22 protein-coding genes and 1 pseudogene are annotated in these 26,151 nt (G+C 68.5%); 14 read left to right on the forward strand and 9 right to left on the reverse strand.

Annotated elements, in window-relative coordinates; translation table 11 throughout:
• Positions 1-34: 34 nt before the first annotated feature.
• From CKO31_RS27375 to CKO31_RS07695, 3 genes are read right to left on the reverse strand one after another with little or no spacing between them, the layout of a single operon-like run.
• Entirely contained in the window at positions 35-1,228 is a 1,194-nt protein-coding gene (locus tag CKO31_RS27375) for an exosortase-associated EpsI family protein (protein ID WP_200235601.1), read from the reverse strand.
• The gene (locus CKO31_RS07690; protein ID WP_200235603.1) at positions 1,225-3,450 is read right to left on the reverse strand and encodes a tetratricopeptide repeat protein; all 2,226 of its coding nucleotides are present in this window, start codon (positions 3,448-3,450) and stop codon (positions 1,225-1,227) included. The genes CKO31_RS27375 and CKO31_RS07690 overlap by 4 nt, the downstream gene beginning before the upstream one ends.
• Positions 3,443-4,258: a DUF4114 domain-containing protein gene (locus CKO31_RS07695; RefSeq protein ID WP_200235605.1), complete on the reverse strand. Its 816-nt coding sequence runs from the start codon at positions 4,256-4,258 to the stop codon at positions 3,443-3,445. Before CKO31_RS07695 ends, CKO31_RS07690 begins: the two co-directional genes overlap by 8 nt.
• 472 nt (positions 4,259-4,730) lie before the next feature.
• Here CKO31_RS07695 and CKO31_RS07700 point away from each other — a divergent pair, with 472 nt between their 5' ends.
• The 6 genes from CKO31_RS07700 (at position 4,731) to CKO31_RS07725 (ending at position 11,260) form a co-directional block, all read left to right on the forward strand.
• The gene (locus CKO31_RS07700; protein ID WP_200235607.1) at positions 4,731-5,999 is read left to right on the forward strand and encodes a PP2C family protein-serine/threonine phosphatase; all 1,269 of its coding nucleotides are present in this window, start codon (positions 4,731-4,733) and stop codon (positions 5,997-5,999) included.
• Between the two features lie 107 nt (positions 6,000-6,106).
• Positions 6,107-6,526 carry an ATP-binding protein gene (locus tag CKO31_RS07705; protein WP_200235609.1) on the forward strand — a complete coding sequence of 140 codons (420 nt, stop codon included), beginning with the start codon at positions 6,107-6,109 and terminating at the stop codon, positions 6,524-6,526.
• Between the two features lie 62 nt (positions 6,527-6,588).
• Complete coding sequence (locus CKO31_RS07710) at positions 6,589-6,924, forward strand: STAS domain-containing protein (RefSeq protein ID WP_200235611.1); 336 nt, start codon at positions 6,589-6,591, stop codon at positions 6,922-6,924.
• A gap of 99 nt (positions 6,925-7,023) precedes the next feature.
• Entirely contained in the window at positions 7,024-8,184 is a 1,161-nt protein-coding gene (locus tag CKO31_RS07715) for an alkaline phosphatase family protein (protein WP_200235614.1), read from the forward strand.
• 243 nt (positions 8,185-8,427) lie between these two features.
• The gene (locus tag CKO31_RS07720) at positions 8,428-9,948 is read left to right on the forward strand and encodes an MATE family efflux transporter (protein WP_200235616.1); all 1,521 of its coding nucleotides are present in this window, start codon (positions 8,428-8,430) and stop codon (positions 9,946-9,948) included.
• 61 nt (positions 9,949-10,009) lie between these two features.
• Positions 10,010-11,260: a glycosyltransferase family 4 protein gene (locus tag CKO31_RS07725; RefSeq protein ID WP_200235617.1), complete on the forward strand. Its 1,251-nt coding sequence runs from the start codon at positions 10,010-10,012 to the stop codon at positions 11,258-11,260.
• Here the strand turns inward: CKO31_RS07725 and CKO31_RS07730 are convergent.
• On the reverse strand, positions 11,193-12,698 hold the full coding sequence (locus CKO31_RS07730; RefSeq protein WP_200235619.1) for an O-antigen ligase family protein: 1,506 nt from the start codon (positions 12,696-12,698) through the stop codon (positions 11,193-11,195). The genes CKO31_RS07725 and CKO31_RS07730 overlap by 68 nt on opposite strands.
• Before the next feature lie 174 nt (positions 12,699-12,872).
• On the opposite strand from CKO31_RS07730, the gene CKO31_RS07735 reads away from it, so the two are divergent.
• The 8 genes and pseudogenes from CKO31_RS07735 to CKO31_RS26745 all read left to right on the forward strand — a co-directional run.
• Positions 12,873-14,003, forward strand: a complete 1,131-nt coding sequence (locus CKO31_RS07735) for a glycosyltransferase family protein (RefSeq protein WP_200235621.1) — start codon at positions 12,873-12,875, stop codon at positions 14,001-14,003.
• Positions 14,004-15,152 (forward strand): glycosyltransferase family 4 protein, encoded by a 1,149-nt coding sequence (locus CKO31_RS07740; protein WP_200235623.1) that lies wholly within the window; start codon positions 14,004-14,006, stop codon positions 15,150-15,152.
• A 58-nt stretch (positions 15,153-15,210) separates the two neighbouring features.
• Complete coding sequence (locus CKO31_RS07745; RefSeq protein WP_200235625.1) at positions 15,211-16,362, forward strand: glycosyltransferase family 4 protein; 1,152 nt, start codon at positions 15,211-15,213, stop codon at positions 16,360-16,362.
• Between the two features lie 67 nt (positions 16,363-16,429).
• On the forward strand, positions 16,430-16,888 hold the full coding sequence (locus CKO31_RS07750; RefSeq protein ID WP_200235627.1) for a hypothetical protein: 459 nt from the start codon (positions 16,430-16,432) through the stop codon (positions 16,886-16,888).
• A gap of 240 nt (positions 16,889-17,128) precedes the next feature.
• A complete protein-coding gene (locus CKO31_RS07755; RefSeq protein WP_200235628.1) occupies positions 17,129-18,106 on the forward strand; it encodes an ExeA family protein in 978 nt (325 codons plus the stop codon).
• Positions 18,103-20,544, forward strand: coding sequence for a GumC family protein (locus CKO31_RS07760; protein WP_200235630.1), 2,442 nt, complete (start codon positions 18,103-18,105; stop codon positions 20,542-20,544). Before CKO31_RS07755 ends, CKO31_RS07760 begins: the two co-directional genes overlap by 4 nt.
• Before the next feature lie 203 nt (positions 20,545-20,747).
• Positions 20,748-21,707, forward strand: a complete 960-nt coding sequence (locus tag CKO31_RS07765) for a Uma2 family endonuclease (protein ID WP_200235632.1) — start codon at positions 20,748-20,750, stop codon at positions 21,705-21,707.
• 22 nt (positions 21,708-21,729) lie between these two features.
• A pseudogene (locus tag CKO31_RS26745) lies at positions 21,730-21,897 on the forward strand (dTDP-glucose 4,6-dehydratase); the annotation flags it as partial.
• 355 nt (positions 21,898-22,252) lie between these two features.
• On the opposite strand, the gene CKO31_RS07770 reads toward CKO31_RS26745, so the two are convergent.
• The 5 genes from CKO31_RS07770 to CKO31_RS07790 all read right to left on the reverse strand — a co-directional run bounded on the left by CKO31_RS07770 (position 22,253) and on the right by CKO31_RS07790 (position 26,074).
• Positions 22,253-22,669, reverse strand: a complete 417-nt coding sequence (locus tag CKO31_RS07770; protein WP_200235634.1) for a CBS domain-containing protein — start codon at positions 22,667-22,669, stop codon at positions 22,253-22,255.
• 338 nt (positions 22,670-23,007) lie between these two features.
• On the reverse strand, positions 23,008-23,196 hold the full coding sequence (locus CKO31_RS07775) for a hypothetical protein (protein WP_200235636.1): 189 nt from the start codon (positions 23,194-23,196) through the stop codon (positions 23,008-23,010).
• Positions 23,197-23,401: 205 nt separating this feature from the next.
• Positions 23,402-24,622, reverse strand: coding sequence for an NADH:ubiquinone reductase (Na(+)-transporting) subunit F (nqrF, locus tag CKO31_RS07780; RefSeq protein WP_200235638.1), 1,221 nt, complete (start codon positions 24,620-24,622; stop codon positions 23,402-23,404).
• Positions 24,623-24,735: 113 nt separating this feature from the next.
• Positions 24,736-25,344 (reverse strand): NADH:ubiquinone reductase (Na(+)-transporting) subunit E, encoded by a 609-nt coding sequence (gene nqrE, locus CKO31_RS07785; protein WP_200235639.1) that lies wholly within the window; start codon positions 25,342-25,344, stop codon positions 24,736-24,738.
• A gap of 67 nt (positions 25,345-25,411) precedes the next feature.
• On the reverse strand, positions 25,412-26,074 hold the full coding sequence (locus CKO31_RS07790; RefSeq protein ID WP_200235641.1) for an NADH:ubiquinone reductase (Na(+)-transporting) subunit D: 663 nt from the start codon (positions 26,072-26,074) through the stop codon (positions 25,412-25,414).
• Positions 26,075-26,151 lie beyond the last annotated feature (77 nt).

The following is a 26,151-nucleotide window of genomic DNA, read 5'->3' on the forward strand; positions in this document are numbered from 1 at the left end:
TCCGGCCTCGGCATCCCAGGGGGCATCGGCATGCTCAGGACTCCCCGGCCAGCCAGGGGGCATCGCGCACGAAGCGCCGCAGCGCAGGCTCCGGGCGCTGGTCGCCGTCTCCCACCGCCGTCACCAGAATCATGCGCCAGGGACCGTCGCTGAGACGCCGCTGTAGCCGCAGGCCGGCGAGGTCGTCGGTGGAGCGCGTATCCGAGCCGAACCAGTACACGCCCGCCAGTCGCTGCCCGCCACGCACGGCCGTCAGCGCACCCGCCGCCGGGATGGCGTCGCCGAACGCCAGCGCCGGCCCATCGGCAGCGGTCAGGGGGGCATCGCGCAGCAGCGACCAGCCGCTGCCGCTCAGGCAATACTCCGGGGTGTGCAGGTCATGGACATCGTCGCTCTCCACCAGCAGCACGCTCACCCGCTGGCCGTCGCGGGTGCTGTAGAGGCGCTTGCTGAGCTTGCGGCTGTCGGCGAACAGGCGCCGCTCCGCCGGCGATACGGGGATCTCGGCGCCGAGCCAGGGCCCGAAGGCCCACTCGTCTTCCGCGAGCAGCAGGGCCGGGCCGAAGCCGGGCGGGTTCAGTGCCGCCACCAGTCCGAGCATGGCCACCGCCGCCGCCGCGGCATAGGCCGTGGTCGCCGCCCGCAGCGCCGGCAGGCGCCCACGTCGGGCCAGCCCACCGAGCAGCAGCCCGGCGGCCAGCGCCGTCAGCGCAACGCCCGCCTTCAGCAGCATGACACCGGCGGCGCCTGCCGCTAGGCCCGCCGCCGGCGCCAGCCAGCCGACGGCCGCCGTCCAGCCGAGCTGCAGCAGGTAGCCGGTGGTGGGCAGGGCCAGCAGCCCCAGCACCAGGGCCGGGGCCAGCAGCAGGGCCAAGCGCCCGCCGAGCAGCAGCCAGGCCGCAGCCCAGCCGATGCCCAGAGCCGCTGCGGCCTGGGCTACGCGCACGTCCAGCACCAGCCCGAGCACGCCGGCCACCGCGAACAGCGCGAGCGGCGACCAGCCGGCAGGGTCGAGGACACGCTTGGGCGCCGCCGGCGGCACCAGATCCAGCACCAGGAGCCACCAGAGCATCCCCAACAGCAGAAAGGCCCAGCCCCAGGCATCCAGCGGCGAGCTGGTCCAGGCTTGCCAGATCCAGCCGAGGTTCGGCGCCAGCAGCGCCAGCATCACCAGCGCCGGCGCCAGCAGCCGCCAGGGGCGGGTCTGCGGCGCGCCCACGGCGGTCACGTGGCGTCACCGAGGCGCTGCACCATCGCCTGAGCCCCGGCATGCTCCGGCGCCAAGGCGAGCACGGCGCGGGCGGCGGCCAGCGCCCCCTCCGTGTCGCCGGCCTCGGCGCGGCGCTGGGCGAGGTTCCACTGGGCGTCCGACCACTCGGGCGTCAGCGCCGCCGCGCGCTCGGCGAGCTCCAAGGCCTCCGGCGCCTCGGTGAGCAGCTCCGAGAGATTCACCATGGGCAGCGCCCAACCGGGGCTGTCGGCCAGCAGGGCACGGTAGCGCCGCTCCGCGGCCGCCGGGCGCCCGGCGCGCTGCGCCAACAGCGCCTGCTTGAAGGCGAGGTAGCGATTGTCCGGGTGGCGGGCCGCCGCCGCGGCGAGCAGCTGCTCGGCGTCGGTCCAGCGCTCGCCAGCCATGAACAGGTCCGCCGCCGCCAGCGCATAGGCCGCGCGTGCCGGGTCCGTGGCCGCGGCCTCCGCATAGGCTTGCGCCGCGGCTGCCTGCTCGCCCCGAGCGCGCAGCAGTCCGCCGAGGTAGGCCCGGGCGCGGGCGCGGGTGGCGGCGTCTTCTGCGTCCAGCAGGGTGCTCGCCAGGGCCTCGGCGGCCTGCCAGTCTTCGCGCGCCATGAGCACGTCCATGAGCGCCGCTTCCACTCGCGGGTCCGCCCGGTTGGTATAGGCGGCGCGCAGGTGGGATTCGGCCGCGCCGAGGTCGCCGGCGCGGGCCGCGGTGACGCCCTGCCAGTAGCGCCCGATGCCGGCATCCGGCACGGTTGCCGCCAGCTCGGCGAAGCGCTCGGCGGCCAGCGCCGTGTCCCCGGCGCGCAGCGCGGCGCGCCCGAGCACCTCCAGCGCCGCGGCACGGTGGTCGGCGTCGTCGAGCAGGGCGCTGGCGAGCGCCTCGGCCCGATCCGGCTCGTCGCCGAGCAGCGCCGCGCGTGCGGCCACCAGCCGCGCCGATGCCAGCTCCGGCACCAGCGTCAGGGCCGCGTCCGCCAGCGCCGCCGCGGTGTCCGCGTCGCCGGCATCGGCGAAGTCCCGCGCCCCGGCCGTGAGCACCGCCGCCGCCCGGGCCTGTCGCAGCGGGCTGACGATTCCGTCTTGGAGGGCGCGCACGCCGGCCCCCACCAGTGCCGGGTCGCCGAGCCGGGCGCCGACGTCCAGCTGCATCCAGCGATAGAGGTCGCGGCCGGCGAAGAAGTCCGCCGACCAGCCGAGATAGTCCCGCGCCTGATCCAGGTCTTGCCGAAGATAGACCTCCATGGCCTGGAGATAATGCCTGGCGGCGAGCGCCGCGGCGCCGCTGCCGAGGAGCGACTCGCGCAGGGCCCGCACAGCGCCGGCGTCCTCCGCGGCGGCCGTCAGCTCGGCCAGGGGCACCACCAAGTCCGGTACCGGCCCGTAACGCTCGATGAGCGCGCGCAGATCCGTGGCCGCCGCCGCATCGCGACCGAGCTGGCGGTATAGGGCAGCCCGCGCCCGCAGCGCCTGGTAGCCGGCGTCCGCGGGGATGGCCGCGAGCCGCGACAGGGCGGCTGCCTGCTCGTCGCGGCGCAGGGCGATCTGTGCCAGCCCGAGCTGCGCCGCCGCAGCGGTGTCCGGGGCGTCCAGGAGGTCCGTGTAGAGCGCCTCCGCACGGGCATCGTCCGCGGCGAGGAAGGCAAGATCCGCCTGCAGCAAGGCCAGCGCCGGCAGCCCGGGAGCGGCAGCCGCCGCGGCATCGGCGTGGCGGCGGGCGGCTTCTCGGTCGCCGCGCAGCAGGGCCGCGCGCGCGAGCAGGACCTGCTCACGACCGCTGGACTCGCGGCCGTCGGCGCCCAGCACCACGGTGGCCGCGTCGGCGTCGCCGCTTGCGAGCAGGGCGCGCGCCTGCTCGTAACGGGCATCGGGATGCAGGGGATCGAGCTTGGCGAGCCGGCCCCACTGCTCGGCGGCCTCGCGCCAGCGCCGCTCGGCGGTGGCCAGCGCCGCCAGCTCGGCGACGGCGGTGTCGTCGTGCGGGTCCCGCGCCAGCAGCGCCTCCAGGGCCTGGCGCTGGTCGCCAGCGTCGGCGCCGCCGCGGGCGTCGGCCACCGCCATGGCGGGGCTGGTCATCTGCTCGCGGGCGACGATGATCACCAGCGCCAGCAAGCAGAGAATGCTGAGCGCCGCCACACCGGCGGCGATGAGCTTGGTGCGCCGATGCGGATCCGTCGGCGGCACCGGCCGGGTGCCGGCGGCGGTGCTAGCCACGGCGCCTGGCCGAGCGACCACGCCGGCGGGCATAGGCGCCGAGCAGGGACGCGGAGATCAGCGCCGTCGCGATGGGGCCAGCCTCGGGCGCGCCCGTGGGCAGGCCGTCTACGTCCAGCGCCGAGAAGGGCGATGCGCTGACGGTGAAGACGATGTCATTGAAGTCCTGATCCCCGAGGTTGAACAGATCCTCGACCCCGAGCACGATCTGCTCGTTCACGGCGTCGTTGATCATGGCCACATGGCGGAAGCCGTCCGGATTCAGGTGATCCAGCGTGTAATAGGTGTGGCCGTTCGGGTCCGCGAAGCCGTTACCTTTGAGCCAGAAGCCGATGTTGGTGCCGGCGTCGAACTTACCGATGTCGACGGTGTCGCCGGCCTCCAGGCCGCCGAATTTCTTGTTGGCCGCCGCACCCTTGCCTTTCTTGGCGGTCTCCTTGCTGGCGTTGGCGAAGATGGTGCGCTTGTCCAGGATGCTCTGCTCGTCGTCGAACAGGAAGTAACCGAAGCTGTTCTGGTAGCCGGCGCCCTCGTCGATGAAGGTCACAGACACTTCCGCATCCTCCAACAGCCGCAGGTTGGGATCCACCGCGCTGTTGACGAAGGCCGAGTTGACGCGCTGCTCGGGCAGCAGACTCTGCACCGCGTTCAGCTCGGCGGGGTCCAGCTCCACCGCGTAGATGCTCCTGGACATGTCGCTGACGGCCAGCGCCTGGCCCGACAGCAGCAAAAGCCCTGCGGCCAGGGGCGCCAAGGCGGGGCGCTGCGTGACGAGGCTCGTTGATCGGGTGAATGCTCTTTTGCGCATCAGGTATGCTCCTATCAGCTAGGATAATAATGCGGCCGCGGCGACTTTGCGCACCCAAGCTGGTCTTCAGTTTGATGCGAGTCGAGCGGGGATGCTGAGCTGCGCTTCACAGCTGCAGGGCAGGTGCCTGGGACAAGCAGGTTCCGTGCCCGCAAATGGGTGCAGCTCTCGGTCCGGAAGCGCGAGGGCTCAGTGATGCGACATAAGTCCACATGGAGTCAAGCCCCAGTTGCCGCAGGGAAATCGCTGTGACACCCTCGCCGACAAAACCATGCAGAAGGGCGAGCATCGGTAGCCATGAGACTTGCAAGATGCAAAAGTCGCCAGCTTTGGGCGCAAATTGCGACGCGCAGGCGGCAACCGCGCCGGCCGCCCGGGGCTCCCTCGGCTTCGAGTCTCGTCCCTGAGCCGACCCTGTCCCTAGCCCCTCAACCCCGGTAAGGACCTCGCAACGTCCATGACGCAAGCGCAGATGAGCACATCGGAGCCACTGCCGGAGCCTGGGACAGCGGCGCATCTGGCGACGCCGACGCCAACACCCCTGAAAGTGCTGGTGATCGACGACGCGCCGGACGTGCGCGCCTATGTCCGCGCACTCCTGCGCAAGTGGGGCTTCCATGCGGAGCTGGCGAGCAACGGCGCCGACGGCCTAGAGCGGCTGCGCGCCGGCGACATTCGGCTGGTGATCTGCGACTGGATGATGGACGGCATGAGCGGCCCCGAAGTGTGCGCCGCCATCCGCCAGGAAGATTTCCCCCATTATGTTTACGTGATGCTGCTGACCGGCCGCACCGAAGACACGGACCTGGTCTACGGGCTCGACGCCGGCGCCGACGATTTCGTCGGCAAGCCCTTCGACGTGCAGGTCCTGCGCGCTCGCCTCCAAGTGGGCGTGCGCATTTTGGGCTTGGAAGAGCGTCTGGCGGAGCAGAACCGTCGGCTGAAGCAAAGCCACGACGCGCTGGACCTGGCCTATGGGCAGATCCAGAACGACCTCGCGGCGGCCGCGCGCATTCAGCGCGATTCGCTGCCGGTGTCGGATCAGGGCATCGCGCCACTGCGCGCCGGCTGGCTGTTCCTGCCGGCGGCCAAGATCTCCGGTGACAGTTTTCATTTCTTCCCGGTATCCGGCGACGAAATGGGCTTCTACCACCTGGACGTCGCGGGCCACGGCATCCCGGCGGCGCTGCTCTCTACCAGCCTGAGCCGCTCGCTGGTGCCGCAGTCCGGCATCCTGGCGCCCAACCTCGGCAGCGGCGAGTATCTGAATCCCGCCGGCTTCCTGGAGGCGATGAACACACAGCTCTGCAGTCCGGATGGCGAGGTCACCAGCTATGCCACCGTAGTGTATGGCGTACTGGACCCGCACACGGGTAGAGGCCGACTCGCCAGTGCCGGCCATCCACAGCCGTTGTTGCTGCGTGCCAATGGGGAGATCGAGCTCGCACCCAAGGGCGGGCTGCCGGTGGGCATGTTCGACACCGCCGACTACAGCACCCACGCATTCGAGCTCGCCCCGGGGGAGCGCATCGTCACCTACAGCGACGGTATCACCGACTGCGTCGACGCCGCCGGGCGCGCCTTCGACATCGAGCACCTGTGCGCGCTGTTGCGCAGGCATCGCGAGGCCAGCAGCGACGCGCTCGCCGAGCTGCTGCGCGCGGCGGTGCTGGCATGGCGGGGCGACGCGGAGCTGGAGGACGACGTGTCGCTTCTGATCATCGAGCGGCCGGCGCCATGACCGAGTGGCCACGCGCCGATCCGAGCCACCGCCGCGGCGCGCGTCGGCAGGGCTGCCTCGGATGGGCCCTGCCGCAGACGCTGGACCTGCACTGAGCCGAAGAACCCATGCAGCGCGTGGACATCGCTTTCAGCACTGACCCGGATGACATGGCCTGGCACGGCCTGATCGAGACGCGCCTGATGCTGCTGGCACGGGCGGCCGGCTTCGACGAGCTCGAGATCTTCGGCCTTCAGCTCGCATTGGTGGAGGCGGTGAACAACATCATCGAGCATGCCTACGACCTGCAGCCCGACCAGCCCGTGGCCATCAGCGGGGAATGCAGCGCCACGGAGCTGTTGTACCAGCTCCGCGACCACGGCCGGCCGATGCCGCTGCCGCTGCCGAGCGGCGAGCCGGCGGCGACGGATGCCGCGGGCGGCCGTGGCTGGCAGATCATCCGCGCCAGCTTCCCCGGCGTGGCCTATGCCCGGCACGATGGCGTCAACCTGCTGACCCTGAGGCGGCCGCTGCCAGCCCCTGACTGAGCCGACCTTGAGCCTCCGCCGGGCCAACGCCGCACCCAACCCCAGACAAATCGGAGTAAGCCATGACCCTCAAGCACAGACAAGAGAACGGCATCGATGTCGTTACCCTGCCGCAGCGGCTGGTGATGGCCAACGCCGGCGACGCCCGTGCGCAGCTGAAGGAGATCATTCAATCCGGCTCCGGCCGGGTGGTCGTGAATCTCGCAGAGACGTCCTTCATGGACTCGAGCGGGCTCGCCGTCGTGGTGGCGGGCCTGCAGACGGCGCGCAAACTAGACGGCGACCTCTACCTGGCGCAGATGAGCGACAGCATTCGGGCACTGTTCGAGCTGACGCGGCTGCACACGGTATTCCAGATCTTCGACGACGAGACGGCCGCCGTGCGCGCCTTCGGCTAAGCGGGGTACCACGCCCGCCGCCGCGGCAACGCGCCCAGCCACAGTCTCCCGCAACCAGCAACGCCCCCGGCCCCGAGCCCGGCAACAACGGAGGATGGCATGACCAACAGCGCAGCCAAGCAGCTTTCCATCGTCTGCTTCATCGACGCCCTCGGCTGGGAGGTGCTGCGCGGGCGGCAATTCCTTGAGGACCGCCTGCCGCACCGGCGCAAGCTGCGCTCCACCTTCGGCTTCTCCTCCGCCTGCGTGCCGTCCATCCTCTCGGGCCTCACGCCGCGCGAGCACGGGCACTGGTCCTTCTTCTACTACGACCCCGAGCACTCGCCCTTCAAAGCGTTAAAGCCGCTGGGCGTGCTGCCGCGCAGCCTGGTGGACCGCGGCCGGGTGCGCAACCAGCTCAGTAAGCTCGTCAAGCGGGCCTATGGCTTTACGGGCTATTTCCAGCTCTACAGCGTGCCCTTCAGCCAGATCGGGCTCTTCGACTACTGCGAGAAGAAGGACCTGTTCAAGCCCGGCGGGCTGAACCGCGGCGAGAACATTTTCGATCGTCTGGAGCGTGAAGGCGTGCCCTATCACGTCTCCAATTGGCGCCAGCCCGAAGACGCCAATCTCGCCGCCGTGAAAGCGGACATCGAGCAGGGCGAAATCCGCTTCGCCTTCCTGTACATGGCGTCCATGGACGCGCTGCTGCACCAGGTGGGCAAGGCAAGCCCGGAAGTAGACAAGAAAATGGCGTGGTACGAGCGCGAGCTGACGGACCTGCTGGCCGTGGCGGAACGCCACTACGACAGCGTTCGGCTCTTCGTCTGCTCGGATCATGGTATGGCGACGGTGCACACGCACATCGACCTGATGGCGCGCATCGAGGCCCTTGGGCTCGAATTCGACAAAGACTACGTTGCCACCTATGACTCCACCATGGGCCGCTTCTGGCTGAAGACCGACGAGGCGCGACGGCGCATCGTCGCCGCCCTGGAGCAAGAGCCGCACGGGCGCATCCTCTCCGAGGACGAGCTGCGCGAGCTCGGCTGCGATTTCGACGGCCACCAATACGGCGAGCTCATCTTCCTGACCAACCCGGGCGTCATCATCGTGCCCTGCCACATGGGCTTGAAGCCTATCACCGGCATGCACGGCTACCACCCGGACGACCCGGACTCCGACGCCTGCCTCCTGAGCAACGTCCCGCCGCCCGGGGACCCGCAGGCCATCACCGACATCTTCCACGTCATGACCGCCGAGGCCGGCGTGAGCGCCTGAGTGCCCCGGCGCGCCGATGCAACCGGGCAGCCATGACCCGCGGGCGCCCCGCAGCGACCTCGGCGCCAGTCGGGCCGAGAGCAGGCGGCCCGACCATCCGGGTATCGCTGCCGGCATCGTGTCGGGCTTCGTACCTCAGCCCGACCTGCCCGAGCTCGCCCCCGGCGCGGCGCACCGAGCGCCGGGGCCCCTAGCTTCCCCCTCAGCCCTCAGCCCTCAGCCCTCAACACCTAGCCCCTGAACATGCGCTGGATCATCAACATCGCCACCAGCTATCTGCGCTTCGTCGTGGTGATGGTGGTGGTGTTCTTCCTCACGCCCTTCATCGTCGGCAAGATCGGTGTGGACCAATTCGGGCTCTGGTCCCTGATCTTCTCCGTCGTGGCGTTGTTCGGGCTCATGGACCTAGGCTTCGCCACGGCCGCAAACAAGTACATGGGGGAATTCCACGGCAGCGGCGATCATGCCGGGCGCAACGAGGTGCTGGCGACGCTGCTCGGGGTCTATCTGGGACTCGGCATCCTTTGCATCGCCATTGTCGCGCTGGTGTCGACCTTTGCCGGTGACTGGCTCGATCTCGACCCGACCATGCGGCATTGGTTCCAGCTGGCGCTGTGGCTGCTGGGTGGCGTCGTGGCCATCAATCTACCGCTGAACCTGTTCAAGGCGGTGCTGAACGGCAGCGGGCGCATGGCACTGGTGAACGGCATCGATCTGGCGATGCAGCTGCTCAATGCCGCGCTCATCGTCACCCTGCTGAATGCAGATTACGGCATTCGTGCGCTGATCTATTCGACCAGCCTCACCATGCTGCTGGGGCCGCTGTTGGCGACGGTGCTGGCCTTCGCACTGACGCCGCGGCTGTCGGTGTCGCCGCGGCTGTTCTCGCGGCCGCGGGTGCGGGAGCTGCTGGGCTTCTCGTTCTACTTCTTCATTGCGAACATCGCGGTGCTGATCATCCTGCGCATGGACCCCTTGGTCATCAAGGCGTTTCTGCCGCTCTCCGCCGTAGCCGTGTATGCCATCGGTGCGAAGATCGCCGAGTACACCTATTACTTGAACAAGCAGTTCTCCAATGCCCTGATGCCGCTGGTGGCGCAGTCTCGCGGCGGCGGCGACGACGCCACCATCGACCGGGTGCTGCTGGACGGCACCCGCTTCGGCATGGCCATCGCGCTGCCCTTCGTCGCCCTGCTGTTCTTCTATGCCGAGGCCATCATCCTGCTGTGGATGGGCGAGGACTTCGCCGGCGCCGTGCCCGTGCTGCGGCTGCTGCTCGGTGCCATCCTGTCCACTGCGATGCAGCTCAATGCCGCGAATGTGCTGGCGATGAACGGGCAGCATAAGTTCATCGCCCTGGCCATGGCCGCCTCGGCGCTGCTGAACCTGGTGCTGTCGGTGATTCTGATCCAGGACTATGGCCTGAACGGTGTCGCGCTGGCGACGCTGATTGCCGCCTTCACCGTGGAGGTGCTGGTCATCATCCCCCGTGCCTGCTGGTCCCGGGGCATTTCGCTCTGGCGCTTCTTCCGCGAGGCGATCTGGCCGGTGCTGCCGCCCCTGGCACCGGCACTGGCCGCCGCTTACGGGCTCGATTATCTGCAGCCGGCCGTCGACGGCTTCCAGTGGGTCTTTCTCCAGGGCGCCACCGCGGCGCTGGTCTATTACCTGACCTTCTACCTCACATCGGTGAGAGCCGAGGAGCGGCTTTTCATCACCGCCAAGCTGAAGCGTCGTCCGGCGACGGCCCATCCCAGCGCGTGAATCAGCGCATGAGCCAGCGCGTGAGCCAGCGCGTGAGCCAGCGCACGAAGCGGAGATGCAGGTGAAGATCATTCAAGTCCCCCGACGCTTCGTGGCCGATGAGTGGGGCGGCACCGAGACCACCATCCTCGAGACGAGCCGGGCCCTGCGCGCCGGCGGTGACGATGTCGGCATTTTCACGAGCCTCGCCCTGTCGGACACCCGGGCCGAGACCATCCGCGGCGTGCCCGTGCGCCGTTTTCCCTACAGCTACCCCTTCTGGGGGCTCGACGATGCGGCCCGCCGCGACATGGACAAAAAAGGCGGCAATCTGCTGTCGCTATCGCTGCTCTGGGCCCTGCTGCGGGAGCCCGGTGTCGACCTGCTGCACGCCCACAGCGGCAAGCGCCTGGGGGCCGCCGTGCGCACGGCGGCGAAGCTCCGCGGCATCCCCTATGTGATCACCCTGCACGGCGGCCATTTCGTCGTGCCGCCCGGGGAAATGAGCCAAATGCTTGCCCCCATCCAACGCACCGTCGAATGGGGCCGCCTGTTCGGCATGGCCATGGGCTCGCGGCGGGTGCTTGGGGACGCGGACGCCGTGCTCTGCGTCGGCGACGACGAGCGCGCCGCCGCTCGCGAGCGCCTGCCGGGCCAGCGCGTGGAGCTGATGCCGAACGGCGTCGACTGCGAGGCCTTCGCCGGCGGCGATGCCGACGCCTTCCGCCGCGCCTATGCCATCCCGCCGGAGCGGCGGATCATCCTTTGCGTGAGCCGCATCGACTACCAGAAGAGCCAGATCACTCTGGTGGAGGCGCTGGCCGAGCTGCTGCCCAACCAGCCCGACCTGCATCTGGTGCTGCTGGGACCGGTGACGGTGGCGGGTTACCGCGACAAGCTGGATGCGCGCATCGCCGAGCTCGGCGTCGGCGAACGGGTGACGCTGATCCCGGGCTTGCGATCGGATGATCCCTTGCTGCCGGGCGCCTTCCACGCAGCGGAGGTCTTCGCCCTGCCCTCGCTGCACGAGCCCTTCGGCATCGTCATCCTGGAGGCCTGGGCCGCCGGGCTGCCGGTGGTGGCCTCGCACGTCGGCGGCATTCCGTCCTTCACCGAGGACGGCGTGGACGTATTGCACGCGCAGCCGGGGGACGCCGGCGACTTGGCCGCCCAGCTCCGCCGCGTCCTGGACGACCCCGCGCTCGCCGGCGGCCTGGCAGACGCCGGCCACCGCAAGGCCCGCCGCGACTACGACTGGCGCGCCATCAGTACCCGGCTGCGCGACCTATATGCCGAGCTGATCGCAGCCCACCCGCGTGCCGCCGGGCGCTGACTGCCGCAGACCGGCCACCGCCGGCGTGCTGTTGTTGGGCATAGGCGGCCAGCGCGAGCAGTTGCTGGTGGTGGCGCCGCTCGGCGCGCTCGCGCTCGCGCTCCACCCGCGGCAGCGCACAGACGACGCCCGCCAGCATCATGTAGGTGAGTGTCATCTGCGACTGGCGCCAGTTCCATTCCAGGAGCCCGATCAGCATAGCGATGACGAAGCCCGCCAGCACGCCGACGGTGAACACTCGCTCGAGGCTGTCTCGGCGCCGCAGGATGAAGCGCAGCATCACGGCCATGAAGCCCAGCATCAGCAGGATGAACAGGGCACGCCCGATGACCCCGAGCTCGGCGTAGTGCAGCCAGTAGATATGGTGGGCCAGTCCGCCGTGATCGATGGGGGGCAGGCTATCGCGGTACTGGTCGACGTAGGCGGTGCCGTATGAATAGTTGTTGAGGCCGATGCCGAGGAAACGCGTGTCCCCCATGTCCTTGGCCACCTCGTTGAAGAGGTCCCGCGCCTCGGCGGACTCTTCCGGGGCATTCTGAAACCGATCGATGATGGGCGGCAGCACCACTGCCAGTGCCGGCAGGCTCGCCAGAAACATCATGCCGAGCGCGATGAGCTTCTTGCCGCGCTTGCGCCCCGGCTGCTTCAACCACAGCAGGATGGGCGTCATCATGGCGTAGCCCATGACCATGGTCACCATGCCGCCGCGGGAGAGGGTGGCGACGCTGGTGAGGGAGCCGGCGCCGAGCGCCGTCCAATACACCAGGCTGCGCTTGTCGAAGACCTTGTCCGTGTCCCCGAGCAACGCCGCGAAGATGATGAAGTTCATGACGTTCTGAAAGGTCACCAGGGTGTTCTGATGATCGAAGGACCCCCGCGGCGGGAACACCCCGCGCTGATATTTGTCCAGCAGCACCTGGAAGAAGCTGTAGAAGGTCAGCGCCACCACGCAGTTGATGACGAAGCGCAGATCGTCCTCGTCGCGGACATAGTTATAGGCCACCCAGAAGAGCGCGAAGGCGCGGATCAGCCGGGTCACGCCGAAGAACGCGAACTGCGGGATCAGGGCCCAGGCGATGGACGCCGCAGCCCAGACCAGGTAGGCCCACATCAGCACATCGTTCGGGCTGCGGTAATAGAGCCGGCGGCGCTTCCAGCGCGGCGCGAACTGCATGGTGACGATGAGGACGATGGTGAGCCAGTCCGTGATGCCGAATTCGATGCCGCGGATGTCGCCCCGGTAGTTGGTGTAGCTGAAGAAGGTCACATCCACCGGGTTGATGGCCATGAACAGGATGCCGCCGATGCAGACCCGCTCCATCCACGGGAACTTGATGGCCGCCGGGATGGCCATGGCGAGGAAGCCCAGCGTCGCCACCACGAAGACGAGCTGCTTCAGGCTGATGGGCTCGGGGAAGATTTCAGGCGGCAGCGGCATCGTTGGGGTCAGACCCCTTATCTATCGAGCGCCGGCACGCGCAGCCGGGCACTCGGGTAGCGTCGCGTGGCAAGGGACCGGCACTTTGGTTACCATGGGCTTAGCAGGGGTTTGACCCACCTGCGGCCTTGCCGGCCATAACAATGACAGCACACCCCCACAGCGGAGAACGCGATGCAGGCCCTGATACTGTCCAACACCGGCTTCGGCCATGGGTCTTTGTATCCGTTCATCCACTACAAAGAGGATTTGCAATCGCGCTTCGGGCTGACCAGCCGGGAGATCGTCTCCGACAGCCTGCAGCAGAAGCTGATCGACGCCCGCGCCTTCTCGGGCGAGCTTATCGTCATCTCCGTGCCCTGGGACACGGATCGGCACAAGCTCCTGGACTTTTACCGCGAGCTGCGCCGCAGCTGCCCGGATCAGAAGCTCGTGCACTTCGACTACGGCGACGGCAATCAATCGCCGCACTTCGGCATCCTGCCGTATGTGGACCTGTACCTGAAGCAGTATCTCAACACCGATTGGGACGACTACTCCCGGCGCTTCCTCGGCGGCTCCAAATTCATTCAATACCTGGTGGCAATCGGCCAGGCTTCCGACAGCATCCTATCCGAGGTCTGGACCGAGCTCTTCCAGTCCGAGCTGCCCGCAGAGCACGAGCACAAGCTGATGCTCGGCTGGAACTTCGGCCTGTGGAAGCGGATGATCTACCTCGCCGAGGGCAAGCCGGACCTGGTGCTGCTCGGCAAGGACAAGCCGCACCGCTTCGCCGCCGCCAAGGCCAAAGCGGCGCTGGACGGCGTACGTGGGCGCGGCAAGACCATCGATGCCTACTGCCGCGCCACCCTCTACGCCGGCTGGACTCGCAAGCACCGCGAAACCACCATCGCCGAGCTCAACCACCTCGCCGACGACTACGCAGTAGTTTCCTCCACAGGCAAGGTCTCGTTTTCCGAATATTATCGGGAAATGGCCCAGGCGCGGATCTTCGTCTCGCCGTCCGGCTGGTGTGAGTACACGCCCAAGGACTACGAGGCCATGTATTTCGGCGCCCTGCTGCTGAAGCCTTCGCTCGAGCACATCAAGACAGAGCCGGATGTCTGCTTCCCCGGCGAGACCTATGTGCCGCTGAAGTGGGATATGTCCGACATGCTGGATCAGTGCCGGTACTATCTGGACAACGAGGACGAGCGCCGACGCATCGCCGACAAGGCACGGGAGGTCTATGTCGGCTACTACCGCGAGCGGCGCCTGGTGGACCACCTCGGCAACATCCTGAAGCGTTTGGCGCTGGTGGATTGAATGCGCGTACTTCACGTCCATGAGCGGGCCGGCTTCTACGGCGGTGTCGAGCAGATCCTGCACGACATCGCCGCGGGCCTCGCCGCGCGCGGGCTGCCCCAGGGGCTGCTGCATGCCGACCCGAGCCCGCGGCCGGACTACCTCGGCGTCTTCGCCGAAACCGGCACCGACGAGGCCGCCATCGAGCGCTTTCGGCCCGACGTGCTCCTGCTGCACAAGCTCGAAGACCCGGCGCGGGTCGCCGATCTCGCCGCCCGCTTCCCCACGGCCCGTATGGTGCACGACCACGACCTGGTATGCCCGCGCCGGCACAAGTATTTCCCCATCAGCCAGAAGGTCTGCGACAAGCCGGCCGGTAGGGCTTGTTATACCCACCTCTGCTTCGTGCAGCGCGCACCGAGCGGGCCATGGCCCATTGCGCTCAAGGGCACCGCCGACGTGCGGGCCGCCATTGCCGCCCATGCGAAGGTCCGCCGGCTCATCGTCGGCAGCCGCTGGATGCGCGATGAGCTTCGCATCAACGGTCTGCCGCCGGCACGCATCCGCATCGTGCCGCCGGTGCCCCAGTCGCTGGCGCGCTGCGAGCAACAACCGCCGTCGCACTCGCCGGAAGTGCTCTACGTCGGCCAGGTGATCCGCGGCAAGGGCGTCGACCTGCTGCTCAAGGCCCTGGCGCAAGTGCCCGGCGACTGGCACGCCACCATCGTCGGCACCGGCAACCATCTGCCCGCCTGCAAGGCGCTGGCCGTCAAGCTGGACATCGCCCACCGCATCACCTTCACCGGCTGGGTCGACCATGCGGCGCTGGACGACTACTACGCGAGGGCCTCGGTGAGTGTGGTGCCCTCGCGCTGGCCGGAGCCCTTCGGCATGGTCGGCATCGAGGCCATGGCCCGCGGCCGGCCGGTGGCGGCCTTCGCCGTCGGCGGCATCCCGGACTGGCTCGACCACGGCATCACCGGCCTGCTGGCGCGAGAGGCCGACACCGACGCGCTCGCGCAGAACCTGGCCCGGCTCCTGGCGGACCCCGAGCTCGCCGGCATGCTCGGCAAGCGTGCAGCCAAGCGCGTGCGCGAGCGCTACAGCCCCGACGCCTGCCTGGCCCATCTCACCCGGGTGTTGCAGGAGGCCGTGGCAGACGCCGGCTAGCGCGCCCCAAGGCCGGGCGCAGCCAACAACGACACGCATAGCACGAGCCACAACCAGCATGCGCATCGGCATCTCCGCCTTCGCCGGCGACGGCGGCAAATCGGGCATCAGCCAGTACATGGCCAATATCGTCGGCCGTCTGGTGGCGCTGGCCCCGGAGCACGAGCTTGTCGCCTTCGTCGGTAACGGCGAGCGGGATTGGGTGCAATCCTGGCATCCCGGGCTAGAGGTCGTCGGCTTTCCGGACTGGACCGCCCACCCCGTCGCCAGCATCGGCTGGCATCTGCTGCGCCTGCCGGCGGTGCTGCGCACACACGGCTGCGAGCTGGTGTTCATGCCCGCCGGCAACCGCCGGCTCGCCTGGTCCTACGGCGTCCCGAGCCTGGGCACCGTGCACGACTTCTCGCAGCTGCATGTGCCGCAAAAGTACGACGCGCTGCGCATGGCCTACATCATGCGTGTCCTGCCGGCGATGATGCGCCGCCTGGATCGGGTCATCGCTGTCAGCGATTCCACGCGCAGAGACCTGGAAAGCTTCGCCCGCGTGCCGGCGCAGCGCATCGCCGTGATCCACAACGGTGCCGATCTCGGCCGCTTCACGCCGGATCAGCCCGCGAGTACTGTCGCCGCCATGCGGGCACAGCTCGGCATCGACGGGCCCTACCTGCTCTACACCGCCCGCCTGGAGCACCCCGGCAAGAACCACGTCCGCTTGTTGGAAGCCTTCGCGCAACTGCGGCGCAGCCGCGACCTGCCCCATCGCCTGGTACTCGCGGGCGGGCGCTGGAGCGGGGCCGAGGCCATCGACGCTCGGGTGGCAGAGCTCGGTCTGCGCGATGCGGTGGTCTTTGCCGGCTTCGTACCGAGCGAGCTGCTGCCGGCGCTCTACGCCGAGGCCGAGGTTTTCGTCTTCCCGTCCTTGTTCGAGGGCTTCGGCATTCCGGTGCTGGAGGCCATGGCGGCCGGCACCGCCGTCTGCGCGGGCAACACCTCCAGTATTCCCGAGGTCGTGGGCGACGCCGGGCTCCTGTTCGACCCGACGGACGCCGACGCTATTGCCAGCGCTCTTGCGCAGCTCCTCGAGGACGGCCGGCTGCGTGCGCGCCTGGCGGAGCAAGGCAAGGCGCGAGCGGCAGGCTTTACCTGGGACCGCGCCGCCGCGGCGACGCTGGCAGAGCTCCAAGCCCTGGCGGCTCAGAAGCGCCCCTGAAGCCATGGGCGGATTGCGCCGCAGCGGCACACCAGAGGCGCTGCCGAGCGTCGGGCCCGGGCGGCGAATGCAGCGAGCCCAGGCAAAGACCGCTCGCCGCACGGCCCGGGCCAACGCGGGCAGTGTGCTGACGGCGGCCCTCGCCGCACTGCTGGCGGCGAGCGGCTGCACAGCGCCGCTCAGCGGCGGTCTCGCGCGCGGCTGCTCGGCGTTCGCCGCGGACTGCGCCGAGCCCGGTCACACCACCGCAACCGCCGCCAGCCGACCCGATGGTCAGACCCGCCGCTGGGTAGACATCGATAGCATACCCACCGCAGCGGCCATTTATCTCAACGGCGAGTTCATCGGCTACAGCCCACTGCGCCACCCCCTTGGCTTCAGTAGCGACGACCTCGCCCTGAGCCTGGTGGCCGTACCACTGTTCCCCGGCCAAGCCCAACAGGCGCGGTTGATCCGTGTCCCGCCGCTGCCGGCACGGGTCTCCTTTTTCATGAACAATCCGCCCGCCGAGTCTCCCGACGACTAGCTTGCCGTAGTGGAGCGCCTGCGTGCGCACGCCCTCGAGCCCTCGCGACCCTTAGGCCGGATATCTCCGCGGGCTTGACCCGCCCAGACTCTCTCGTTTTGGCTAAGACTTGCGGCTCCCCGCACAATCCCTAGGCCCTGATCAGGATGCCACCGATGTCAGGCCGCCGTTGGCATATACTGGGAAGCGAGCAGCCTTGGTCCCGCTATGTCCGCCGATCCCCGAGACACCGATCCGCCCGTGTCCCAGCCCGATCCGGAAACCCGCCAGGTCTCAGCGGCGGACGCGGCGGAGATGGGCGAGCTCGGCCCGGACAACCCACCTCGCCCGGCATTCGAGAACACGCGCGACACACGCTTCTACTTTCCGTCCGCCGCACATCGCGAGGCCCTGTCCCGGCTGCTCTTCCTGGCCCAGGACCGCAACATGGGCATCGGCCTGCTCACAGGCGAGATCGGTGCCGGTAAGACCCTGTTGCGCACCCTGCTCTATGCGCAGCTGTCGTCCGCCGATCACCTCCGAGTCAATATCGAGAACAGCCTGCTGGACTTCGACGGGCTGTTGTTGGAGATGCTGAGCCAAATGCGCGGGGCCCGCGTGCACAGCGCGGACCTGCCGGACCGCTACAGCCGGCTCGCCGCCTTCAAGCGCACCCTCGCCGAGGAAGTGGCGGGCCAGGACAAACATCTCATCGTGCTGGTGGACGAGGCGCAGCAGCTCGGCCTCGACACCCTGGAGGCCCTGAAGGCGCTCACCAACATCGCCTCCGAGCGACAGAACTTCATGACGCTCATCCTCATCGGCCAGCCGGAGCTGCGCGAGCGCCTGGCGCGGCTGCCGCAGGTCGACCAGCGGGTGAGCCTGCGCTTTCACCTCGGCGCCCTCACCGCCGCCGAGACCGGCGACTATGTCCGCCATCGGCTGAAAGCCGCGGGCCTCATCGGGGAGCCACCGCTGGAGTCCGCCGCCATCACCCTGCTGCATCAGGCGAGTCTCGGCATCCCGCGGGAGATCAATCGACTCTGCAAACTGGCTCTGGAGCATGTACTCAACCAGGGCCGCGGCCGGCTCGATGCCGCCGCAGTGCAGGTGGTGGTGGCGGACCTGCGCCGCCACGGCGCCCTCGCCATGGCGCAGGAGCCGGCATCCGGTCTGCTGGATGACGGTTTGGACCGGGATATGAATGCCGCTCACGCGGTGCGGACCGGGTCGCAGTGAGTGATTCGCTGAAGATCGACGCGAGCCTGCGCCGACGCACCAGCTCGGACGCAGACCAAGACGACGGCCAGCCAGCGCACGGCGGCCGGGACCGCGGCGGCGCCGACGACAGCCCGGGAGAAGCGGCCTGGGACGTGCCGGACCCCGCCGGCGACGACGAGCAGGCAAGCACCGGCGGCACGACCGACGCACCCGAGCGCCGCGCATCGGCGTCGACGTCCCCGCCGCCGGCCCTCACCGATGACGGAGCCGACGCGGAGCCGCCGGCGGCGCCCGCCTTCCCGCCCTTCCCCGGCTTCGGCGACGACTCCGAAGCCCAGTCCGGCGGCCTCGATATCGATGTCATGCGCTATGCGCGCGGTGTCTGGCAGCGCAAATGGATCGTCGTCGCCATCGCGACCATCGTCACCCTGCTCTTCCTGCTGCTGGCGCTGTCACTGCCGCGGGAATGGAAAGCAACGGTCACGCTCATCGCCGAGACGCACCGGGACCCCTTCCAGCTGAGCGAGGTGCCGCCCTTCCGGCCCCAGGAGTACGACCTCCAGACCTTCATCGACACCATCAAGCTACCCAGCTCGCTGGACGCGACCATGGAGCGTGTCGGCGTTTCGGTGCTGCGCATGACCATGGCGGGCGCGATCTCCGTGAGCGTCGGTCGCGACTCCAAGCTCTTTTCCATCAGCGCCGTCTGGGACAGCCCGCAGACCGCCGTGCGCATCGCCAACACCGTCGCCGAGCTCTTCCTGGAGAACGCCGCCGCCATCCGCCGGCAGGACATCGAGCAGACGTTCGACGACTACAGCAGCCAACTGCGGGAGGCACGCGCCGAGCTGGAAGAGGCCCACAAGGCCGTCCTCGCCTACGAAGAAGAGCACGACATCGCGAGCCTGGCGGATCAACTGACGGTGCTGGTGGGACAGGTCTCGGCGCTGGAGACCGAGTATCGGACCCAGACCGCAGAGGCCGGCGCCATGCGCGCGGCCCTGAAGCGCATTCGCGCGCAGATCGCCGAAGAGCCCGAAATGGTCGTCGCTATCTCACGCTACTACAGCCCCTTCAAGCAGCGGCTCTCTGACTACCAATGGGAGCTCAAGGAGGCGCGCACCCGCTATACAGAAGAAAACCCCAAGATCCAGCGCATCCAAAAGCGTATCGCCACCCTGGAGCAGCTCATCGAGGAGAGCAACGACGAGGTGGCGCCCGAGAACGAGTACCGCCTGAATCCCAAACGCGAGGAGCTGAGCCTCCGCGCCCAGCAGCTGGAAGACGATATCCAGATCCTCCAGGCCCAGGCGGCGGCCGTCAAACAGACCCTGGACGGCGCCCGCAGCCAGCTCGACGCGCTCACCGTGGCTCGCACCGGCTACCAGGAGCTCGCCAGCGAGCTGCGCGAGGCCGAGCAGCTGGTGGACAAGCTCGCCTCGAGGCAGGCAGAAGTCCGCGTTGCCCTGCTGCGCAACGATCCGGGCTTCACCGTCCTCGAGCGCGCCATCCCGCCGGTGTTCCCGGAACCGTCCCTGCGCAAGCTGGTGGGCGCCGCAGGCGTGATCTTGGGCGGCGGGCTCGGACTCTTCGTCGCTCTGGCGCTGGAATTCCTCGACCCCTTGGTGCGCACCGCCCGCGACGCCCGCAGCATCACCGGCTGCGACCTGGTGCTCGAGTTCCAGCAGGCGCCGCACGCCGATGACGCTGTCGTCGACCACGCCGTGCCCACGGCGCCCGTGTCGACCCTGTTTCGCAGCATCGTCAACGACCTGCATACCGCACTGACCCCCAAAGCGTGGCGCAGCCTCGCTATCACCAGCGCCGAGCCCGCCAGTGGGCGCTCAGTCATCGGCGTGAACCTGGCCTCGGCGCTGGCGCTCAAGGACGAGCTGACGCTGTTAGTGGACGCCGATGTGCGCGCCGATGCCGGTCCGCGTCCGGAGACCCTGCTCGGCGTCGAGGCGCTGCACCCGCCGGCGGAGATCACCGACGTCCTCAGCGGCGATGCGGCACCGGAGGACGCCTTCGAGCCCACCACCAACCCCTATGTCCGCCTGATGAGCGCCGGCGACTATGCGGACGATCGCGGCCTGCTGCTGCTCGGCAGCCGCGGCTTCCGCGATCTCGCCCGGCGCCTCAAGCGCGAAGGGGAGCACGTGCTCTACGACCTGCCGCCCGTCAACGCCATGGAGGCCGTCATAGAGGCCGCCGCCAACATCGGCAATGTCCTACTGGTGGCCAGGAGCGGGCACACCCGCCGCGCCGACCTCAAGGCCGCCGCCGAGGCCCTCGCCGCCCGCGAGATCGAGATCCGCGCCGTCGTCGTCACCGCCATCCCCGGCCGCCTCATCGCGGGCAAGCGCACCTTCCAGCCGCCGCCAAAGTCCAAAAAGCAACGTGGCAAGGCCAAGCAGGACCCGGTGCTGGTGGACGAGGACCTGGCAGTGGGCTGAGGGCGCACCTGCTCATACGCAGCTCGATGCCGCATTGGCGGCGTCTTTTTACCCGGTCAACCGCGGCTTCGGATGAACAGCACCACGAGCGCACGGGGCGTCCCCGCGCAGTTCGGCGCTGCACCGACAGCGACCCGCCCGGGCAGACCCGTCGCACGATCCGTGCTAGCGTGAAGCCAACCGATGAACCCGAGGAGGGATCGATGAGCAGCCGATCCGCACTCGCCGAGCCCCCGGTGGCTCCGCAGGAGGAGCATCCCGTGGAGCCCGTCTCCCACGCCGGCCGTCTGGTGTCGGAGCATGACTATTGGTGCCGGTACTACTCCGAGTCCGACATCCGGTACGAATGGAACGACGGCCGCCTGGAGGAGAAGCCCGTGTCCAACTACGGCACCCTACTCGCGCTCGCCTGGCTCGCGGAGCTGCTGCGCTGGTTCCTGCGCAGTGAGCCCGTGGCGCAGGAGTCGGTGCCGGACATGGGCTTTCGTCTCGCCCTGCCGGACAAGACCGTGATCCGCAGGCCGGACCTGGCGCTGGTGCGCCGCGACAACCCCCAGCCGCTGCTGCCGCTGGATGCGTCTTATCACGGCGTCTATGACCTCTGCATCGAGGCGCTGTCGGACCTGTCACAGGCCGATATCGCCCGCGACACGGAGACCAAGAAGGCCGAATACGCAGCCGGCGGCGTGCGCGAGTACTACATCGTGCACAAGGAGCGCGAGCACCTGGCGTTCTTCCACCTGGACCCGGACACCGGACTGTACCGGCCCATCGCGCCGGAAGACGACGTGATCCGCTCCGAGGCGCTGCCCGGCTTCCAGTTCCGCATCGCGGACATGGTGGCCGGCACGGATATCACCGAGCTGCGCCACGACCCGGTCTACAACGACTACCTGCTGCCCGCCTGGCGGGAGGCGGAGGAGCGGGCGAAGGCTGAAGCCGCGCGCGCCGAGGCCGAGGCGGCGCGCGCAGAAGCAGAGGCCGAAGCACGGGCCGAGGCCGAACAGCGCGCGCAGGCGGCGGCGGACCGGGCGACGGCCGCAGCGCGGGGCCGGACCGAGGCCGAACAACGCGCTGAGTCCGAAGCGCAGGCACGCGCCGAGTCGGAAGCCGAGCTCGCGCGGCTCAAGGCGCTGCTGGGCAACAAGCATGATCCTGACTGAGCCGGGCGCCTGACGCCGATCGCCTGGAACCGAACAGCGCTTCGCCATCGACGCCTCCAAGCTCCGCTGCGAGCTGGGCTGGAGCCCGCAGGAGACCTTCGAGTCCGGCCTGCGGAAAACGCTCCATTGGTATCTGGACAACCAGACCTGGGTCCAGCGCGTCATGGACGGCAGCTACCCCGCCAGCAGGGCCCCCGTGGGAGCGGCATCCCTGCCGCGACGACTTCCAGCGCAAAGCCAGAATCCGTCGCGGCGAGACGCCGCTCGCACAGCCAACAGCGCGCCGTGGGAGCGGCATCCTTGCCGCGACGACGTGCAGCGCGCAGCCAGCACCCATCGCGGCGAGACGCCGCTCCCACAGAACACCGCGCCGTGGGAGCGGCATCCTTGCCGCGACGACTTCCAGCGCAAAGCCAATTATCGGGACGTTAACCATAACCACCTGGCTGTTCCGGCATTGGGCTGTCTGACCCGGCCCGCCGGGTGCCAATGCTGAAAGGCGTCTGCGCGACAGCGCTCGCCGGCGAGGCTCGGCCCCGCCGCGGTCAGATCCGCTGCCGGTCCGGCTGCCAGGCGGCTTCCAGCAGCTTGAGGACGTCGCGGCGGCTGATGATGCCGACGAGCTTGCCCTGCTCCATCACCGGCAGGCGGCGGAAATTGCTGTTGGCGAAACGCTCGGCGATCTCGGTGATGGGGGTGTGGGCCTCGACGGTCACCGGGTCGGTGCTCATGAAGTTCTCGACGCGGCCGCCGCCTTCGCTGAAGTAGCCGGCGTCCAGGGCGATCTTCAGGCAGTCGCGCTCTGTGAGGATGCCGATGAGGTTACCCACCTGGTCCAGCACGGGCGCGCCGGAAATACCATCCTGTACCAGGATGCGCACGGCCTCCAGCACCTCCATCTCCGGGTGCAGGGTGATGGGGTGCCGCGACATGGCCTCTTTGGCGGTTTTGGAATCGAGCACGGGTGGGTCCTCGGCGCTATGGGTGTTGGGGGCAAGCTTAGACCTTGGGTTGAGGGTGCGCACGCGGTGGAACGCGGTCTGCTCAATGGGCTCAGGTCACGTGGGTAGCGTGGGCGGCTTGGGCTCGTGGGGTTCCAGGCTGCGTCAGTCCAGTGATGGCGTGCCCGTTTGTGCGCGTCTTGCAGCCTTGACGCGGTGTGCCCGGCATCGAGCCGGGCACACCGCGGACCGACTGAATGTCGGCGCCCTCAGGGGGCGCGCGGCGGGCTGGCTACAAGTCGGTGCTCCCGGCAGGCATGCGGCGGGGCGGCTAGGGTGTCGGTGCTCCCGGTGCGCCTTCAGTCGCGGCGGTTGGGGCAGACGCGGCCGGGGATGCGGCAGGCGCCGCCGCAGTCAGATTCGACGCCGGGGATCTGGTTCAGGCCGCCGCAGGTGCCGGTGATGCCGGGGCGGCCGGCGAGGACCTTGAGCGACAGGCCGGCGACTGCAAGCGGGAAGATGACGAGGGTGAAGAGCAGTTCGGCCATGGGCGGCTTCTCTTGCCTGTTGGGTTGGCGGCGGTATGTGACCGGCCGCAGCGCGTTTGATCCTGGATCCGATATTTGAGCCGCGAAGATCCCGAAGAACACGCAGGTGCTCGGTTGGATCGACGATCAAGGCGCGCGCTGCCGAGCGCAACGACATCGACGACGGCCAAGGTGCGGGCGAAGAGGCACCCGACCCTGCCGGCGCTCACCCGCCGAAGTTGTCCAGCAGGATGTTGTCGTCCTCGACGCCGAGGCTGTGCAGCATACCGATGACGGCGGCGGTCATCATGGGCGGTCCGCAGAGGTAGTACTCGCAGTCCTCCGGGGTCGGGTGGTCCTTGAGGTATTTGTCGTACAGCACTTTATGGATGAAGCCGGTGTCTCCGTCCCAGTCGTCCTCCGGCAGCGGGTGGGACAGGGCGATGTGCCATTGGAAGTTGTCATGGTCCCGTGCCAGCTCATCGAAGTCTTCCCGGTAGAAGATCTCGCGCTTGCTGCGGGCGCCGTACCAGAAGGTGATGGGCCGTTTGCTGTCCAGGCGCTTGAGCTGGTCGAAGATATGGCTGCGCATGGGCGCCATGCCGGCGCCGCCGCCGACGAAGACCATCTCGGCGTCGGTCTCTTTGGCGAAGAACTCGCCGAAGGGGCCGGCGATGGTGACGGTGTCGCCGGGCTTGAGGCCGAAGATATAGCTGGACATGATGCCGGGCGGGGCCTCCGGGTGGTCCGGCGGCGGCGTGGCAATGCGCACGTTGAGCATGATGATGCCCGCCTCGCCCGGATAATTGGCCATGGAGTAGGCGCGGGTCACGCGGTGCTTGGTGCCGGCCTCGAGCTGCCAGAGGTCGTATTTGTCCCAGTCCTCGCGCAGGTGCTCGGGGATGTCGAAGTCGCTGAACTTCACGTGATACGGCGGGCATTCGATCTGGATATAGCCGCCGGCGCGAAAGGCGACATCCTCGCCCTTCGGCAATTCCAGGATCAGCTCCTTGATGAAGGTGGACACGCTGCGGTTGGAGCGCACCCGGCACTGCCATTGCTTGATGCCGAACAGCTCCCGCGGCAGCTCGATGCGCAGGTCGTCCTTGATGGCGACCTGGCAGGAGAGCCGGTAGCCCTCGGCGGCCTCGCGGCGGTTGATGAGACTGGACTCCGTCGGCAGCAGCTTGCCGCCGCCCTCCAGCACCTTGACCCGGCACTGGCCGCAGGTGCCGCCGCCGCCGCAGGCGGAGGGCACGAAGAGCCCCGCCTCCGCCAAGGCGCCCAGCAGCTTCTGCCCGGCGCGACTGGCGATGTCCCGCTCGCCGTTGATGTCGATGTGCACCTCGCCGGAGGGCACCAGCAGGTTGCGGGCGCCGAGGATGACGGTCACCAGCATCAGCACGACGGCGGTGAAGATCAGGATGCCGAAGGAGAGGGTCAGCATGGTTGGGTCTCCGCTAGCGCCCGCCGGCGGCGGCGCGTGCCTTGGATATGCGCACCGAGCGCCTTGCCGGCAGCAGGCTCACGGCTTCCGGAAAGCGGCGCCGCCGCCCGCGCCTAGATGCTGATGCCGGAGAAGGACATGAAGGCCATGGCCATCAGCCCGGTGGTGATGAAGGTGATGCCGAGACCCTGCAGTCCTTCGGGCACGTCGCTGTACTTGAGCTTCTCGCGAATGCCGGCGAGCAGCACCAGCGCCAGCGCCCAGCCCAAGCCGGTCCCGAAGCCGTAGACGGTGCTTTCGGGGATGTTGTAGCCCCGCTCCACCATGAACAGCGAGCCGCCGAGGATGGCGCAATTGACCGTGATCAGCGGCAGGAAGATGCCGAGCGCCTGATACAGGGCAGGGAAGTAGCGGTCCAGCGCCATCTCCAGGATCTGCACCATGGCGGCGATGACGCCGATGTAGGTGATGAGCCCCAGGAAGGACAGGTCCAGACTATCCAGACCAAGCCAGGCCAGCGCCCCGTCCGCGAGCAGGTATTGGTGGATGACGGCGTTCACCGGCACCGTGATGGTCTGCACCACGATGACGGCGAGCCCGAGCCCCAGCGCCGTCGCGATGCGCTTGGACACGGCGAGGAAGGTGCACATGCCGAGGAAGAACGCGAGCGCCAGGTTCTCGACGAAAACCGCCTTGAACAGCAAAGAGAGGTAGTGCTCCATCGAACGGCTTCCTCAGGCGCAGGGCATCACAATCATGGAACGAAGGCGGGCGGCGGCGAGCGCCGGCTCAGCCGGGCTCGGTGCGATGGACGATGTGAATCCGATACTCGGGCTTCTCCACCTGCTGCGGCCGCCAGGTGCGCAGCGCCCAGATCATGAGCCCGATAATGAAAAAGGCCCCGGGGGCGAGCAGCATGAGGCCGTTCGGCTCGTACCAGCCGCCGTCTTCCAGCAGCGGCAGCACCTGCATACCGAGCAGGGTGCCAGAGCCCAGCAGCTCGCGGATGGCGGCCACGGCGATCAGGATCGCGCTGTAGCCGAGCCCATGGCCCAGGGCATCCAGGAAGGTCGGCCAGGGCGGATTCTTGGAGGCAAAGGCCTCGGCGCGACCGAGCACGATGCAGTTGGTGATGATGAGCCCGACGAAGACGGACAGCTGCTTCGAGAGCTCATAGGCGAAGGCCTGGAGCACCTGGTCCACCACGATCACCAGCGAGGCGATGATGGTCATCTGGATGATGATCCGGATGCTGCTCGGCATGTGATCGCGGATCAGGCTGATGATGACACAGGCACCGACGATCACCGCCGTCAACGCGATACTCATGGTGATGGCCGGCGCCAGCTTGGTGGTCACCGCCAACGCCGAGCAGATGCCGAGGATCTGCAGCGTAATCGGGTTGTTGTCGACGATGGGCTCGACGAGGAGCTTGGTGTCGTTGCCGTTCATGGTCGGTGTTGCCTTGGATTCAGTCGATAAAGGGATTTGGGGGGCTGAGGGTTCAGGGCTGAGGGCTGAGGGCTGGG

Source organism: Thiohalocapsa halophila (assembly GCF_016583825.1).
Taxonomy (GTDB): Bacteria; Pseudomonadota; Gammaproteobacteria; order Chromatiales; family Chromatiaceae; genus Thiohalocapsa; species Thiohalocapsa halophila.

Coding starts and splice junctions, on each gene's coding strand:
- CKO31_RS07695 (WP_200235605.1), bottom strand. CDS start 4,258: ATGCGCAAAAGAGCATTCACCCGATCAACGAGCCTCGTCACGCAGCGC.
- CKO31_RS07700 (WP_200235607.1), top strand. CDS start 4,731: ATGAGCACATCGGAGCCACTGCCGGAGCCTGGGACAGCGGCGCATCTG.
- CKO31_RS07705 (WP_200235609.1), top strand. CDS start 6,107: ATGCAGCGCGTGGACATCGCTTTCAGCACTGACCCGGATGACATGGCC.
- CKO31_RS07710 (WP_200235611.1), top strand. CDS start 6,589: ATGACCCTCAAGCACAGACAAGAGAACGGCATCGATGTCGTTACCCTG.
- CKO31_RS07715 (WP_200235614.1), top strand. CDS start 7,024: ATGACCAACAGCGCAGCCAAGCAGCTTTCCATCGTCTGCTTCATCGAC.
- CKO31_RS07720 (WP_200235616.1), top strand. CDS start 8,428: ATGCGCTGGATCATCAACATCGCCACCAGCTATCTGCGCTTCGTCGTG.
- CKO31_RS07730 (WP_200235619.1), bottom strand. CDS start 12,698: ATGCCGCTGCCGCCTGAAATCTTCCCCGAGCCCATCAGCCTGAAGCAG.
- CKO31_RS07735 (WP_200235621.1), top strand. CDS start 12,873: ATGCAGGCCCTGATACTGTCCAACACCGGCTTCGGCCATGGGTCTTTG.
- CKO31_RS07740 (WP_200235623.1), top strand. CDS start 14,004: ATGCGCGTACTTCACGTCCATGAGCGGGCCGGCTTCTACGGCGGTGTC.
- CKO31_RS07745 (WP_200235625.1), top strand. CDS start 15,211: ATGCGCATCGGCATCTCCGCCTTCGCCGGCGACGGCGGCAAATCGGGC.
- CKO31_RS07750 (WP_200235627.1), top strand. CDS start 16,430: ATGCAGCGAGCCCAGGCAAAGACCGCTCGCCGCACGGCCCGGGCCAAC.
- CKO31_RS07765 (WP_200235632.1), top strand. CDS start 20,748: ATGAGCAGCCGATCCGCACTCGCCGAGCCCCCGGTGGCTCCGCAGGAG.
- CKO31_RS07775 (WP_200235636.1), bottom strand. CDS start 23,196: ATGGCCGAACTGCTCTTCACCCTCGTCATCTTCCCGCTTGCAGTCGCC.
- nqrF (WP_200235638.1), bottom strand. CDS start 24,622: ATGCTGACCCTCTCCTTCGGCATCCTGATCTTCACCGCCGTCGTGCTG.
- nqrE (WP_200235639.1), bottom strand. CDS start 25,344: ATGGAGCACTACCTCTCTTTGCTGTTCAAGGCGGTTTTCGTCGAGAAC.
- CKO31_RS07790 (WP_200235641.1), bottom strand. CDS start 26,074: ATGAACGGCAACGACACCAAGCTCCTCGTCGAGCCCATCGTCGACAAC.